The organism is Pannonibacter sp. Q-1, assembly GCF_054073275.1.
In genome coordinates, this window is the sequence record NZ_JBSXNB010000004.1 from 394944 (window position 1) to 409541 (window position 14598).

13 protein-coding genes are annotated in these 14598 nt (G+C 65.0%); 3 read left to right on the forward strand and 10 right to left on the reverse strand.

Going from position 1 to position 14598, the window contains the following annotated elements:
- Window positions 1–334: 334 nt before the first annotated feature.
- Together ACVNHC_RS13290 and ACVNHC_RS13295 are read right to left on the reverse strand one after the other, a co-directional pair.
- Window positions 335–1267: a 3-keto-5-aminohexanoate cleavage protein gene (locus tag ACVNHC_RS13290; protein ID WP_457167533.1), complete on the reverse strand. Its 933-nt coding sequence runs from the start codon at window positions 1265–1267 to the stop codon at window positions 335–337.
- A 36-nt stretch (window positions 1268–1303) separates the two neighbouring features.
- Window positions 1304–2230, reverse strand: a complete 927-nt coding sequence (locus tag ACVNHC_RS13295; protein WP_457167534.1) for a 3-hydroxyacyl-CoA dehydrogenase family protein — start codon at window positions 2228–2230, stop codon at window positions 1304–1306.
- A 465-nt stretch (window positions 2231–2695) separates the two neighbouring features.
- Between ACVNHC_RS13295 and ACVNHC_RS13300 the strand changes: the two genes are divergently transcribed.
- On the forward strand, window positions 2696–3457 hold the full coding sequence (locus tag ACVNHC_RS13300) for an IclR family transcriptional regulator (protein ID WP_058899587.1): 762 nt from the start codon (window positions 2696–2698) through the stop codon (window positions 3455–3457).
- Here the strand turns inward: ACVNHC_RS13300 and ACVNHC_RS13305 are convergent.
- The 6 genes from ACVNHC_RS13305 to ACVNHC_RS13330 form a co-directional block, all read right to left on the reverse strand.
- On the reverse strand, window positions 3454–3675 hold the full coding sequence (locus tag ACVNHC_RS13305; RefSeq protein ID WP_050472813.1) for a hypothetical protein: 222 nt from the start codon (window positions 3673–3675) through the stop codon (window positions 3454–3456). The genes ACVNHC_RS13300 and ACVNHC_RS13305 overlap by 4 nt on opposite strands.
- 124 nt (window positions 3676–3799) lie before the next feature.
- Window positions 3800–4453 carry a 3-oxoacid CoA-transferase subunit B gene (locus ACVNHC_RS13310; RefSeq protein ID WP_094461887.1) on the reverse strand — a complete coding sequence of 218 codons (654 nt, stop codon included), beginning with the start codon at window positions 4451–4453 and terminating at the stop codon, window positions 3800–3802.
- A gap of 11 nt (window positions 4454–4464) precedes the next feature.
- Window positions 4465–5118 carry a CoA transferase subunit A gene (locus ACVNHC_RS13315; protein ID WP_457167535.1) on the reverse strand — a complete coding sequence of 218 codons (654 nt, stop codon included), beginning with the start codon at window positions 5116–5118 and terminating at the stop codon, window positions 4465–4467.
- Window positions 5119–5282: 164 nt separating this feature from the next.
- On the reverse strand, window positions 5283–7721 hold the full coding sequence (locus tag ACVNHC_RS13320; RefSeq protein WP_457167536.1) for a DUF3141 domain-containing protein: 2439 nt from the start codon (window positions 7719–7721) through the stop codon (window positions 5283–5285).
- Window positions 7722–7733: 12 nt separating this feature from the next.
- On the reverse strand, window positions 7734–8498 hold the full coding sequence (gene fabI / locus ACVNHC_RS13325) for an enoyl-ACP reductase FabI (RefSeq protein ID WP_457167537.1): 765 nt from the start codon (window positions 8496–8498) through the stop codon (window positions 7734–7736).
- Window positions 8499–8852: 354 nt separating this feature from the next.
- On the reverse strand, window positions 8853–9074 hold the full coding sequence (locus ACVNHC_RS13330; protein ID WP_157757167.1) for a hypothetical protein: 222 nt from the start codon (window positions 9072–9074) through the stop codon (window positions 8853–8855).
- Window positions 9075–9271: 197 nt separating this feature from the next.
- Between ACVNHC_RS13330 and ACVNHC_RS13335 the strand changes: the two genes are divergently transcribed.
- Together ACVNHC_RS13335 and ACVNHC_RS13340 are read left to right on the forward strand one after the other, a co-directional pair.
- The gene (locus tag ACVNHC_RS13335) at window positions 9272–11299 is read left to right on the forward strand and encodes a cysteine peptidase family C39 domain-containing protein (protein WP_457167538.1); all 2028 of its coding nucleotides are present in this window, start codon (window positions 9272–9274) and stop codon (window positions 11297–11299) included.
- The gene (locus ACVNHC_RS13340; protein ID WP_457167539.1) at window positions 11292–13127 is read left to right on the forward strand and encodes an ATP-binding cassette domain-containing protein; all 1836 of its coding nucleotides are present in this window, start codon (window positions 11292–11294) and stop codon (window positions 13125–13127) included. The genes ACVNHC_RS13335 and ACVNHC_RS13340 overlap by 8 nt, the downstream gene beginning before the upstream one ends.
- A 6-nt stretch (window positions 13128–13133) precedes the next feature.
- Here ACVNHC_RS13340 and ACVNHC_RS13345 read toward each other — a convergent pair whose 3' ends face one another.
- Entirely contained in the window at window positions 13134–13439 is a 306-nt protein-coding gene (locus ACVNHC_RS13345) for a hypothetical protein (RefSeq protein ID WP_457167540.1), read from the reverse strand.
- Window positions 13440–13480: 41 nt separating this feature from the next.
- A complete protein-coding gene (locus ACVNHC_RS13350) occupies window positions 13481–14461 on the reverse strand; it encodes a hypothetical protein (protein ID WP_457167541.1) in 981 nt (326 codons plus the stop codon).
- Window positions 14462–14598: the final 137 nt, after the last annotated feature.

A 14598-nucleotide genomic window follows, 5' to 3' on the forward strand; every position in this document is an offset into this window, starting at 1 on the left:
TTGATGATGAACTGTGGGTCGTTCAGCCTGCGCCCCGCAGGGTCAGCCGGCAGTCCATAGCGCGCGGTTTCGCGGCCACAGTGGGGTAGCTCCGGCGTGCTCCTCTTCCAGTCCGCCGGAGAAAACATGGGGTCTCGTGACGCTTGCACAGGAATGCCTGCCACTTGCAGGCCCGCGCCAGCCGGATGCGCCGGACAGAGCGGAGTTCCTCCTCAACCCCGCTGTGCCCGAAGCCTTTCCGGCGAAGACCTGTCCCGGTACGGCGTACGCCACCTGCAGCTCCTGCATGCGTGCACTTGCCGTGATGTGACAGGTCTTCAGCATCATTCTTTTCCTAGAACTGAACCTGATCGCCGCCCTTGAGGCCGAGGATTTCGCGGGCCTCATCGGGGCTTGCGACTTCCGAGCCAAGGCTTTCGACAAGCTGGCGGATCTTGATGACCTGTTGCGCATTGCTCTCGGCCAGCTTGCCGCGGGTGATGAACAGGCTGTCCTCCAGCCCGACACGCACATGCCCGCCCATCTGGCTGGCGGTGGTTGCCATCGGCATCTGGGCAGCGCCTGCCGCCAGGGTCGACCAGCGGTAGTCGTCTCCGAACAGCTTGTCGGCCGTGCGCTTCATGAACACGAGATTTTCCACATCCGCACCGATGCCGCCCAGAATGCCCATGACGAACTGGATGAAGACCGGAGCCTTGAACAGGCCGATATCCATACAGAACTTGAGATTATAGAGATGGCCCACGTCGTAGCATTCATGCTCGAACTTCACGCCATGGGGAGCAAGGCTGGTCGCAGCTTCCTTGATATCCTTGAAGGTATTGCGGAAGATGCTCGCTTCCGAGGCCTCGACATAGGCCTTCTCCCAGTCAAACTTCCAGTCCGTGTAGCGCGCAGCCAGCGGATGAAAGCTGAAGTTCATCGAACCCATGTTCATCGAGCACATCTCGGGCGAATAGGTCAGCGCCGGCTTGATCCGGTCCTGGATCGAAAGGCTGAGCGATCCGCCGGTCGAGATATTCACCACCGCATCCGAAGCCTGCTTGATCCGGCCAAGAAACGGCGCAAAGTCTGCCGGCTCAACGGAAGGTGCGCCATTTTCGGGATTGCGTGCATGCAGATGCAGGATCGCAGCCCCGGCTTCCGAGGCAGCAAGCGCCTGTTCCGCGATCTGGTCATAGGTATAGGGCAGCGCATCCGACATTGTCGGCGTATGGATCGCTCCGGTGATCGCACAGGTTATAATTGTGCGCGGCTTTTTGGCCATGGTGGTCTCCAATCAGAAGCGGCGCTTGAGCGCGGCTCAATCTTCCAGAATTGTGTCGAGTTTCTTCAGGTGGGTGGTCACGCGGTTGCGCACGGTCTGCGCCTCTTCCGGCGTCCATTTGCGGAAGCCCTCACCGCTCTTCATGCCGAGCTTGCCTTCCGCCACGAGCCCCTCCAGGTATGGCGACGGCCCCTTGCGGTCCTCTAGGTCAGCCAGAACCGTCCGGTGAATGTCCAGCGTCAGCTCAGTGCCGACGAGATCAGCATTCTCCAGCGGCCCCAGCACGGACAGCCTGCGGCCAAAACAGGATTTGACCACCGTATCGACCGCTTCCGCATCGCAGATGCCACGCTCCACGAGGCTGATGGCCTCACGCCAGAGCGCATGCTGCAGACGATTGCCGATGAAGCCAGGAACGTCCTTCTCCACCCGCACCGGCGTCTTGCCTGCGCCCGCCAGCAGGTCCGTCACGGCATCCATGGCCTCTGAGCTGGTCCATTCGGTGCGGATCACCTCGACCAGAGGGATCATGTGCGGCGGGTTCCACCAGTGGGTGCCCAGCGCCCTTTCCCGGCGCTTCAGCTTCGCCATGATCTGCGTGATCGGCATGACGCTGGTGTTCGACGCCAGAATGGCCGCTTCGGGCGCGTGAGCCTCGGCTTCGGCAAACAGCGCCTGTTTCAGCTCCAGCTTTTCCGGAGCCGCCTCAAACACGAAATCCGCGCCGGTGACGGCGGCAGGAACAGTGTCAAACAGATCGATCTGCTTCAGGATCTGCGCAATCCGCGCATCCCCCTCGCCCATCAGGCTCAGGCTGGCGGCGATGCGCTGATGCACGCTGGCAAGAGCATCTGCAACGGGATCGGTCAGGGCAACACGATGCCCGGCCCGCGCCAGTGTGAGGGCAATGCCATGCCCCATGAGCCCGGCACCAAGAACCGCCGTCTGAAAGGATCTTGTCATTGCGCAGCCCGCCATGCAGCCTTTGCCGCCCGGCAGCAGGGCGCATCTTCAGACAAGTTTGCAGAGAACCGTTTCATATCCATCGGGCAGGCCTCCCGTCCTGCTTGTTTGCGGACAAGCGTCCGCGATGAACCGGGGGACAAGCCTCCGGCGCCGCATTCAGAACACCGCCGGCACCTTCCGCGCAGGGAGTTGTGGGCTGAAAAAATAACCTGTTGCATGGTCGCAGGGACTAACACCCGGCAGCCGGACGCTGCTCAGGAAACTGCGTCCGCGAATGTTGAGCATCGGACTCCTCCCCTACACTCTACCCGCCGAAATTGCACCGCAATGTGGAATTTATATCCTGCATTACGATACAGTTTAGTTATAAGGAGGTCAACCCGGATTGCAGGCCGAATGTATTGCATTGCAGAACGCCCGCATCTCTCGTAAGGCTGAAAAATCAAAGAGGGAGGTTACGGCATGAGCGAGACAGAATCGGCACGCTCATCAGGCATTCAGGTTATCGCGAGGGCTGCAGCGATCCTGCGGGTCCTGCGCGACCACACCGAAGGGATGAGCCTTGGCCAGATCGCCGAAAAGGTCGATCTGCCGCGTTCGACAGTACAGCGAATCGTTGGCGCGCTACAGGCCGAGCGGCTGGTGATCGCTTCCAGTTCGGGCGGTTCGATCCGGCTGGGGCCCGAGATCACTGCTCTGAGTGAGGCCACACATTACAATGTTGTCGAGGAATGCCGTCTGCACCTGTCCGAACTGTCCAGAAAACTGGGCGAAACGGCAGATCTGTCCGTGCTGCGCGGCGCAGGGATGATCTTTCTCGATCAGGTTCCAGGCACGCACCGCCTGCGCACCGTTTCGGCGGTGGGCGATGTGTTCCCGCTCACGACCACGGCAAATGGCCGCGCCGCCCTGTCGCTCTTGCCAGAGGCACAGGCCCGCACCCTCGTCGAAGCCGAATGGGCCCGCCGCAAGCTGCCCGCTGACTGGCCAGCCTTTGCCGCCCTTCTGGCTCAGGTGCGGGAAACAGGCCTTGCCTATGACCGCGACGAGCACACGGGCGGCATCTCGGCCATCGGCTTTGCGTTCCGCGACCGCACCAACGAGGTGCTGGCAATTTCAGTTCCCGTTCCATCACAGCGGTTTGAAACGATCCTGCCGAACATCGAAGCCGCCTTACGGGACACATATGCCGTGATCGCACAAGAGTTTGCTCCGCTCGCCTAGATCACTTCCAGCAAATGCGGAAACCGGTTTTTAGCCGGCAATTGCGCCAAGCCAAGCAGGTGGAGCACTTTCGGTGGATCCGTTTTCATCGAATGTGCTCTGGCGGGCATCACCGTGAACCCGAAAGTCTCATACCGACGCTCGATGAGCTTGACTCTTCGAGCGTCGGTTAAGCCTTTGCGGCGCTTGAGCATTTTCAAGGCGTGATGCGTCAGCATCTCAGAGCCTTGGTATCAGGTGTCTTTCGGGTTCATGAGGAGAACAGATATGGCTGGTCCCGAGGACCAGCCGGGCATTGCGGAGCGGCGCGGTGCGCGGTGCAGCATCTGGCCGCAGGACAGATCAGGCCAGGATCATTTCCGGCACATGGTCTGGAATGACGAGCCTTGCGGCTGTGGCGGCAACGATCGTATCGACACTGACGCCGGGAGCCCTTTCGCGCAGGAACAGGCCCTCCTTCATCGGCTCGATCACCGCCAGATCCGTCACAACCAGGTCGACGCGGCGCAACGCCGTCAGCGGCAGGGTGAGTTCCGGCACGATCTTCGATTCCCCGCGGGCCGCATGCTGCATGGCGACGACGACGCGCGCCGCGCCCGTCACCAGATCCATGGCGCCGCCCATGCCCGGCACCATCTTGCCCGGCACCTTCCAGTTGGCCAGATGCCCGGCCTCGTCGACCTGCAGCCCGCCCAGAACCGTCATGTCCAGATGCCCGCCCCGGATCAGGCCGAAGCTCATGGCGCTGTCGATGCTGGCTGCCCCCGGCACAGCCGTGACAAAGCCGCCGCCCGCATCCGTCAGATGCCGGTCTTCCATGCCCTCCGGCGGACGGGCGCCAAGGCCGATCACGCCGTTTTCGGCCTGGAAGAACACACCGGCAGACGACGGCACGAAATTCGCCACCATCGAAGGCAGGCCAATACCGAGGTTCACCAGCGATCCCGGCCGGATTTCCCGCGCAACACGGCGGGCGATGAGTTCCTTGCTGTCCATGCTGGCCTCCCTCACGCTGCCCGGACCAGAAGATGGTCGACCAGCACACCCGGCGTCTTCACCCCGTCCGGCGGGATCACGCCAACGGGCACAATGCTCTCGGCCTCGGCGATGACCGTCTTTCCGGCGAGCGCCATCACCGGATTGAAGTTCTGCGCCGTCAGCAGATAGCTGAGATTGCCGACATAATCGGCCTGCCAGGCACCGATCAGGGAGAAATCCGCCCTGAGCGGAGTTTCCACCAGGTAGCGCTTTCCTTCGACCTCGATCACCTGCTTGCCGTCTTCCACCTCGGTCGCAAGGCCCGTGGGCGTCAGCACACCGCCAAGCCCCATGCCGCCGGCGCGGATGCGCTCCACCAGCGTGCCCTGCGGCACCAGCTCGCAGTCGATCTCGCCCGCGATCATCCGCGCCTGTGTTTCGGGGTTGAGGCCGATGTGGCTGACGATCAGGCGGGAGACCAGCCCGGCGGTAATCAGCTTGCCGATCCCCTTGCCCGGCATGGCCGTGTCATTGGCGATCACCGTCAGACCACCTGTCCCGCGCGCCACCATGGCGTCGATCAGGCGCTCCGGGCTGCCAACGGCCATGAAACCGCCGATCATCACGCTCGCCCCTTCCGGGATCAGTGCCGCTGCTGCGTCAGGGCTGAGTGCACCCTTCATGCCGTGTCCTCCCATGGCCCGCCGCATTCTTCAGTCCGGCGGGCGCCTTGTCCCTCATACCAGTTCCCGGCGTGCTTGGCTCATCGTCAGATGGTCGAGCCCGTCCAGCGCCCCGCGCCTTGTCATGGCGCAAGGCGTCTGCATCCCGCAGACCGGGTTCACGCCTAATGCGGCAGATTTCCTGCGGCCTGTTCGCCCGCGCCTTCGCTGGAGATCACCGCCAGCGGATCTTCGGCCACGTCGCCGGTCACCGGCGCCAGCTGCAGCACCTGACGGAACCGCTGCAACAGGGCGAGGGTGCGCGGTGACATTTCCTCGATGGCACCTGGGATATATTGCACCACCTTGAGGGCCAGTTCCCGCTCCGCCGGCTCACGCAGCAGCAGCGGCAGGGTCTCGATGGCCCGCTCGGTCTCGTAGGTGGCTATCAGGGTCTGCTGATGGATGATCATGGCGCGGTGTTCAGCCCCAAGCGAGCGGAAGGGCTCGTCCTTGGTCAGCACATGAGCCGAACGCTCCAGCCGGTCGCGGCGGACCTCTCCCCGGTTCTCGGCCAGCAGCACCAGCATGCGGATCACCGCCTCGGGGAAACCGCCCTGCTCGATCTGCATCAGCGCATTGGCGACTTCCGGAAGGCCCCGCAACTCGCCAAGGCTCTTCAGCGTGCGGCGGGTTTCATGCGTGCGGCCAAAGGCGCGGGCCCAGGGTGTGCCCCACATGGAATGGAACGTCAGTTCATAGGCCATGTCGCGGGTGTCACGCCAGAAGTCGATCGCCTGCTCGGTGGCCTGCACCCAGAAGGCTTCGGCAGCAAGAAACGGATTTCCGGGAGCGGCCTTGTTGCGCTCCGCCTGCACCTTTCCGGCCAGGGTTTCGACCGGCCGCATGAGGGGATTGCGGCTGGAGGCCAGCGCCCGGTTGAGGCGCATGGGGTGGAGCGCCCGGCTCATTTCGGCAGCCGTGCCGGAAACCATCTGCCGGACCACCGGCCGCACCGCCATGTCATAGGCCTGCGCCTGCATTTCGGCGGCGCGGGCAACGGCGGCGAAGGGGCGCTCGTCGGCCACGGTGTCGTCCAGCGCCCGGATGTCATCGAAACTGCGCTCGGCAAAGCCGACGGTAAAGTGCTTCCGCCCGTCCTTTTCCGTCACATCCTCGATGCGCATTTCATAAAGGCCCGGCGCCAGCGCCTCGATGGTCTTGAGCGTTGAGGCGACCTCGGAATGCTCCTTGCGGGCGATCTGCGAGGACACGAAAATGCCCAGGTGCCCGACCTGATCATGCACCATATAGACAATGCGCTGGCCACGGATGCGGATCTCGTTCACATCCGCATAGGTCTCGATGATCCAGTTGAGCGCCTGCTGCGGCGGCGTGATGTTGTCGCCGTGGCTGGCAAAGACGATGATGGGCGCCCGGATCTGCTTCAGGTCCACCGGGCGGCCCGGCTCGATGCGGGCCTCGTTCTTGACGAGGCGGTTGCCGACGAAAAGCTGCTCGACGATCCAGCGGATCTCGGGCTCGGTCATCAGGAAGAAGCCGCCCCACCACTTCTCAAACTCGAGGAAGGCCTTGTCGCCCTTGTCGATGTCGCGGAACAGGTCCGTATACTTGCGGAACAGCGTACGCCCCGGATTGAGCATCTCGAAATTCTGCACCAGATGCGCGCCGTCAAAGATGCCGCCGCCCAGATCCGACAGGAACATGGGTATCCAGGTGCCGCCCAGAACGCCTGCATTGTAGCGCATGGGGTTTTCACCCACCTTGCCCGCCCAGGCGGCAACAGGCGCGCCATTGATGACGACAGGCCCGGTCAGATCCGGATTGGTGGCCGCCAGCAGAAGCACCGCCCAGCCGCCCTGGCAGTTGCCCGTCACCACGGGCCGGGAAGCCTTCGGATGACGGCGCATCACCTCGCGCACGAACTCCGCCTCCGCCCGCACCACATAGGACAGGTACTGCCCCGGCTCCGGCATGTGGCGGAAGGCCACGAAATAGACCGGGTGGCCTGCGCGCAGGGCCACGCCCACCTGGCTGTCCGCCTTGAAGCCGCCGATGCCCGGACCATGGCCGGCACGCGGGTCGATGATGATATAGGGGCGGCGGTTCTCATTCACCGTCACGCCTTCCGGCGGCACGATGCGCAGCAGCATGTAGTTGGACGGATAAGGCAGATCCTTGCCGTCCATGACGACTTCATAGTCATACATCAGCACGGGCGGGCAGCCGGCCGCCTCATGCTCCAGAAAGATGTCGCCGCGCTTGCGCAGCGTATCGGCCGTCAGCACCAGGCGCTCCAGCGCATCACGGGCATATTCGGCAAGGTCACGGGCAAGGGCGCCGTCCCTCTGGCGCAGCAGCAGGCCATCCACCAGCGCATGGGCTGCGGCCACCGTTTCCTTGCCGCGCTGCGAATGCACTTCGGAAATCCTGCGGGAGTGGATCGCCACGGCCGTGTTGAGGATGTCCACCGTGGCCGATGCGGCGCCGATCTCGGTTTCGCTTGAGGCGAGCGCGCCCTGCAGCGCGGCCATCACATCGCCCTCGGCCCGCGGGACCTGCGGCTGGAGGAAAGGATCAAACAGATCAAACACATTGGCCATGACGGCGTCTCCTCAAGCGGTGATCGAAAAACCGCCGTCGATGTCATGGACACCACCGGTCAGGTTGCGGGCTGCGGGGGAAGCGAGGAAGGCGGCCATGGCCCCCACATCCTCGATGGTGGCAAGCTGATGCGTGGGGGCCCGCTCGGAGGCAAGGCTCAGAAGCTCGTCGAAATGGCCGATGCCGCTGGCCGCGCGGGTCTTCAGAGGTCCGGGCGAAAGGGCGTGAACGCGGATGCCCTGCGGGCCGAGTTCGGCTGCGGCATAGCGCACCGCGCTTTCCAGCGCGGCCTTCACCGGGCCCATCATGTTGTAGTGGCGCACAACACGGGACGAACCGAAGAAGCTGACGGACAGGCAGCAGCCGCCTTCCGGCATCAGCGGCTCGGCCAGCCGGATCATCCGCAGGAAGGAGTGGACCGACACATCCATGGCCAGCGAGAACCCATCGGACGAGCAGTCGATGACCCGGCCATGCAGATCCTCACGCGGGGCAAAGGCAATGGAATGGACAAGCGTGTCCAGCCGCCCCCAGCGCTCGGTTATGTCCTGAAACAGGTCCTCAAGCTGGCCGGGCTGGGCGACGTCGAGCGGCGCAACGATTTCCGCCCCCAGTTCCTCTGCCAGCGGCCGCACATAGGACTCCGCCTTGCTGTTCAGCCAGGTGACCGCCAGATCGGCGCCCTGGCTCCTCAGCGCGCGGGCGCATCCGTAGGCAATGGAGTTTTCATTCGCAATTCCAACGACAAGTGCCTTGTGACCTTGCAGCGAAAACACATTTCACCTCCGCGTAGCCTGCGCATGCATCCTGCACCCGGATTGTTGCGGTGGCTTGGCACTTCCATGACAGTTTGCCACGGGGGTGCCGCCAGCCGGCGGGATGATGCGGCAAGGCAGAATTCAGGGTCGGGATCAGGCCGCACACAATGGCTTGCGCGGACCTGCCCTCGGGCAAGTGGTCAGGGAAAGTCCGGCTCTGAGGCTCTTTCAAGCTGCACACTGCCGTGGGGAGGACGGCGCGGCGCGCAAACTCGCAGGGGCTCGCAGGCCCGGCGCAGTCAGCACAGAAGCCGCAAGCCGGTCAAACTGGTAGTATTCCGCATGTTGCTGCCTGGTCCTTGCGGCGGGATTTCAGCGCAAAAGCAGAGCCACACCGCCCGCAACAGCCGTCAGGGCAGCGGCCAGCATGACGCCTGCGCGGGGCAAAGCCGCAAGCCGGGCCGGACGGTCGAGATCTTCCGTCGCCGAAAGACGGGCGAGCGCGGGAGCACTGAACAGCCCCGCCCCCTTCGGGGCCATGGGGGCGGCCTGTTCCGGCGTTGGAACTGCTGTCTTGTCAGGCTTTTGCGTCACGCACCGTTTCCTCACCGCCGATTGATGCTGCCGGGGCAGATTGAGACAGATTGCAGGCCGCCAGCCCCGGCGCAAGGCTTGCGTGCGGCCGCCAAGTCCTCCATCACTCTCCAGGGACGAAGCAGGTTCAACCCCCTTGCCCGGACCTTGACCCGAAAGCCCACCAGCCGCCGCGCTGCAGACTGTCCGGCCTTGCCATGCTGCCCCTTCTGCCCCGATTGCGAAACCGCCAGAAAAACCGTGAGAACCGGTCTTCGCGCACGCCGGATATCCGGCAGGGCGAGACTTCCGAATGCGGGATCGCGGCGCTGGCGATCCTGCTCGCCCATCACGGCAGCCCGGTAACGCTGGAGGATCTGCGCCAGCAGGCAGGCACAACACGGCTCGGTCTCACTGCCCGCCAGCTGATCACGCTCGCCAGACAGAACGGCTTTCATGCGGCGGCCTACCGCCGGACGCTGGAAGATCTGCGCCGCCAGCCGCTGCCCGTGATCGCCCACAGCCGCTTCATCCATTTCGTCGTGATCGAGGCGGTGACGGACAGTCATGTGCGCATCAATGACCCCGGCTGCGGCCCTCTGGTGCTGCCGCTCCACGAATTTGCCGAAGATTACACCGGCATCATCCTGACGGTGCAGCCGCTGCGCTCTGCTGCGGCTGAAAGACGGCAACAGCATCCGCTCGCCGCCATGCTCCGGCCCATGTGGAAGGGCCTTGCCCTTGCAGCGCTGGCAGGGCTGGCGCTTCAGGGACTTGTGACGTTGGCCGCTTTTCTGCTCGCAAGCCACGGCATCATAGCGCTGACGCAGACCACAACGCCGCTGCTGCTGTTATCCGCTGCCGGGCTCGCCGGCGGCGCGGCCGCTCTTGCCCGCCACCGGGCAGGGCAAGTGGCGGGCCGCGCCCTGGCGCAGGGGGTGGAGCGGCAGACGCGCGCCTTCATGGCCACGCAGGACCTGGACTGGTTTGCCCGCCGCACACCGGACCAGACGGCCAACCTGATGACATTGCCTGCAGTTGCCGAAGCGGCAGGCTGCCGGGCCTCGCGCATGGCCGATGCCCCCGGCCTTCTGCTTCTCGCCCTCGCCGCTGGCATGGGTTTCGGCCTTTCGGGACTCGCGGTTGGCCTCTGCGGCCTTGGCGCAGCGCTGCTGACCCTCGCCGTGACAAACCGCCGGGGCACGCTGCTGTCGCGGATGGAAGGCTCGCTGGAAGAGCTGGCTCAAACACCGCCTGCCGTTCCACCGCCAGCGATGCTTGCCGGAATCGAAACATGGCTTTGCGGCGGGCGCAGTGATGAGCTGGCGCTGCGCCTTGCCGGCTCCCATGCGGTCAGCCTTGATCAGTCGCAGCGGGTGGGTGGGAGAACAGCAAGGCTCAACGCCTTTCTGGCGCTTCTGTTTTTGACCTCACTCGGGGCCGCCGCCCTGCACGGTCTTGCAGGCGCCCCGGCCGGCAGCGTCCTCGGCTTGTCTCTTCTGGCAGCAGCCCTGCACCGGCAGGCCGGAAAGCTGAGCGGGCTTGCCCCGGCACTGACGCAGCTGCGTGCCCTGGCCGCCACCTTGCGCGATCTGACGGACGGCACGCGCCCGCAAAGCACCGAAGTCCTGCCGCGTCCGGCCTCCGCCGAACTGACACTGCACCTTGACGCAGAAACCCTTATCCTCAGGCCCGGTGAAACGCTGGCCGTGACGGGACCTGCCGGCAGCGGCAAGTCGCGTCTGCTGCGCGCCATCGCCGGACTTGAGCTGATGCCGGGCGCAGACATATCGCTGAACGGCACGCCCATCAGCACAGCGGCGGCACAATGGCCCGGCCTCGTTCTGCATGAAGACCGGCCCCTGCCGCCTTTCGCAGGCACCGTGGCGGACAATCTGCGGCTCGGCCAAAGCGGCCTGGCTGATGCTGACCTGATGGCTGCGCTCGAAACGGTGGAGCTGTGGCCGGTGCTGCCCCCGCGCGGCGGCCTTGCGCTGATGCTCACGCCTGCACGCCCCGGCCTCAGCGGCGGGCAGCTGCGCCGCCTGATGATCGCCCGCAGCCTCCTGCGCCGTCCGCAGGTTCTGGTGCTGGACGAAACCCTTGATGCGCTGGAAACAGATCTGGAAGAGCGCCTGCGCCAGCGGCTGACCGCCACCGGCATGGCCCTTGTCCTCAGCGGCGCAAGAGCGCTGACGGCGGGCACGGTCACTCACACCCTCACGCTGGGAGGCCGCGATGCCTGACACCGCGCAGCGCCTTGCCCGCCTTGCCGCACAGGCGGACCATACCGGCGAAGAGGACCTGCGCCGCACCGCTCTGGATGAAGGCCTGCTCCTGCGCCGTGTCCGGCTGACGCCCTCACCAGACGGTGAACAGAAATGGCCACCGTTGGATGCCGGGTTGATCATCACCTTTGCGATGGAGAGCGGCCAAGCGAAGGTGATCGACACACGCAACGGCACGCCGGTTCTGGTGCAGGCCGATGGCCGCAGGAGCCGCGCGACGGTCCCCGGCGATGTGATGCCGCCAGCCCTCGCGCTTGTTGCGCCGCTGGGGCGCGCCGGTCCACTGTGGCAGGAGGCGTGCGCTGCGCTGCTGGCGGGACTGGCTGTCAATGCCCCTGCCGCAGCCCTGACCCTTGCCCCCTCCCCGCTCTCCGCTGGCGCCGGACTTGCCCTGATGGCGGCAGGCGGGGCACTTGCTGCGGCTCTTCGGCAGACTGCGGATCTGCGCCGCCTTGGGCTCGCGGATCTGGCCAGCGCCTCCGCCATCTGGCAACGGCTGGCACGAACCACGCCAGCCCAGCTGAACCAGCCCTCGGCGGCATCTGTTGCGGACTATCTGTCGGACACGGTCATAAGAGCCCGCAAAGCCAGCCTGCGCAAGGGCGGGTGGCTTTCCGGGCTGGGCCTTGCGCTTCCCGCGCTCGGCCTGCTGGGAGCCACCGGCCTTGGCTCCCTTGCCGCAGCGGCTGCCGTGATACTGCCCGGACTTGCCCTCCGGCTCTGGCTGATGCGGCGGGAGCTGCGCCTTGAAGCGGCCGTGAAGCATCCCTCGGCAGAGCTGCAGCAGACTTCAAGCCTTGCCTCAGCAGCCCTGCCGCAGTTGCGGCTGATGGGGGAAGCGGGCTGGCTGTTGCAGAAGACGGGAAAGATCGAGACAGAGGTCCGGTCCCTGCAGCGGCGGCACCATTGGCTCGGCGCGTGCCGCTCTGCCCTCGAAGTCCTGCTGACGGGAACAGCGGGACTTGCGGCCTGGCTTGCCGCAGGCCAGGAAGCCTCCCTGGCCCTCGCCGGAGGGGTAATCGCCGCAGCCACACTGGCCGCCGCCGCCCTGCAGGCAAGCCGCCCGCTTCTGCCGCGCAATCCGCAAGGGCTGAACTGGCTGGAGGACAGCACGGCCGGCGCTGTCCTGCCGGCCCTCCTTGCGCCCATTGAAGAAATCCGCTGCGAAGACCTGAGTTTCCGCTATCACGGGGCGCCGGAAAAGGTGCTGGAGAATGTCAGCCTCACAGTGCGGCGCGGCGCGGTCACGGCCCTCACCGGGCCATCCGGCTGCGGCAAGTCCACGTTGATCCAGCTGCTTCTGGGGTTCCAGAGCCCCGAACGCGGACGCATTCTGGTGGACGGCCAGCCACTCGGCCAGCTCGACCCGGCAAGCTACCGGCGCCGCATCGGCTGCGTCTTTCAGGACGAAAGCATCAGTCTCGACACGATCCGCGCCGCCATCCTGGGCATGGCGCCGCTCCGGGATGAGGCCATCGCCCGCGCCCTGCACGTCACCGGACTGGATGATGAAATCGCCACGCTGCCGATGGGTGTACAGACGCTGGTGGCCGAAGGTGTCGTGCCGCAAAGCCTTGTGCAGCGTCTGCTGATTGCCCGGACCGTGGCACGCGGGCCTGACTTCCTGATCCTGGACGAGACCGTCACCGGCCTCGATCCGGACCAGATTTCAAGGCTGCTCGAAGCCTTGCGCGAAAACGGGACCGGGGTTCTGATCGTGACCCACAATCCCGCCATTCTGGCTCAGGCTGATACCACCCTGCGGCTCTCCAAGGGTGGCGGCTGAAGCTGCTTAGCCGAAACTGATCTTGCTATTCTTTCCAAGATCTTTCATCGACGGCCTTGCAGGATAACCACCGGCCACGAGGTCCAGTTCACTGTCGGCCAGGGCATCGCCGGGAAGGAAGCAGGCGGTCCAGCCGTCAGGACCTTCACAGACACCCAGTGGAACCGGCAGTTCCAGGCCGTAATGGGCCTTCACGGCAGCGTTCAGATCTGCCTGGGCTTCCGCCAGAAAGGCAGCATCCTCATTCAGGCGCTTGCGCACCTTCTCAACCGTATCGACGCCAAAAAGGGCATTCAGATCAATATTTTCCATTTCTCTTCTCCTTGTTGTAAAAATCCGGAACAGCCTGACCCTCAGGCTGGCTCCAGGGACTGGGGGACCAGCGGCTGCCTCGTGCGCCAGTGCTCGTCCACCTGCAGCGCAATCGGCCCGAACCGGCGGCGGACCATGGCCGCCATGCGCGGGATGCCTGTGTGAAAAACGGCAATTGAATCCGGCCCATAGGCGTTGACCTGAGCCTCGAAGGCAGCCCTGTAAGCGCCGACCATCAGCCCTGTATGCCAGAGCTTCTGCGTCAGATAGGCCGAGCGGTAGCTGACGCCTTTCCGGTTCCGGTAAGCGTCCAGCGTGATCACGGGCAGCCCCTCCGCCACCACCCAGCCGATCAGTTGCCCCTCCCGGCGCACCGCGATGGAGCAGGCCGGGTCAAAGGTTTCAGGATCAGCCTCAGGCGCCATGCCGGGCCTGTATCCCGGCTCCTGCGATAACGTCCTGACAGCGGCAAGGTCCGCCGCATCCAGCGGACGCCAAGGCTCGAAACTTGCGCTGTCCGGATCCCGCAGGCGCCGCATCATGCTGGGCCACTGGTTCACAGCTTCCAGCATCGCCCCCGCCTCGCCCGTCGTGATCAGTTCCAGCAATTCCGGCGCGGGAAATCCGGCTGCGGTCAGGCAGCCTGCCAGCGCCTCCCGGTGGGCGATCCGTGAGGAAAAGCCCACATCAACCCACTGCGCACCGCATCTGGCCGCCTCGCTGGCGAACAAGGCCGCAAGCCTCCGGCCATGCCCCTGGCCGCGCAAGGGTGCGGCGACCACCAGCGACAAGAGAAGCGCCTCGTCCCCTCGCAGCAGCCCGAAGGCAAGCCCCGCAGGAAGACCTTCAACCCGCAGCCCGGCGGCGATCCACGGAGCCGTGACCGCAGCCAGATGCCCGGCCAGCCGCGGAAAACCGAAACCGGCAAAGCCGCTGGCATCACCTTCAAGCACTGCAACAGAAGCAGCCGGAGCAGCTGCTGCCGGGTGCATGCTTGCGTTGCTGAGGGCACGGGCGTTCAAGGCATCTTCTCCCATCACGGCTTTCTGTGCGGGGCAGATTCCCGCTTCACCAGTCCATCTAGAGCCGGACCAGCCCGCAGGGCAACGGCACATTTGGGGTGGATCTCATATGGGTCTCCAATGAGCCTGAGGCACAG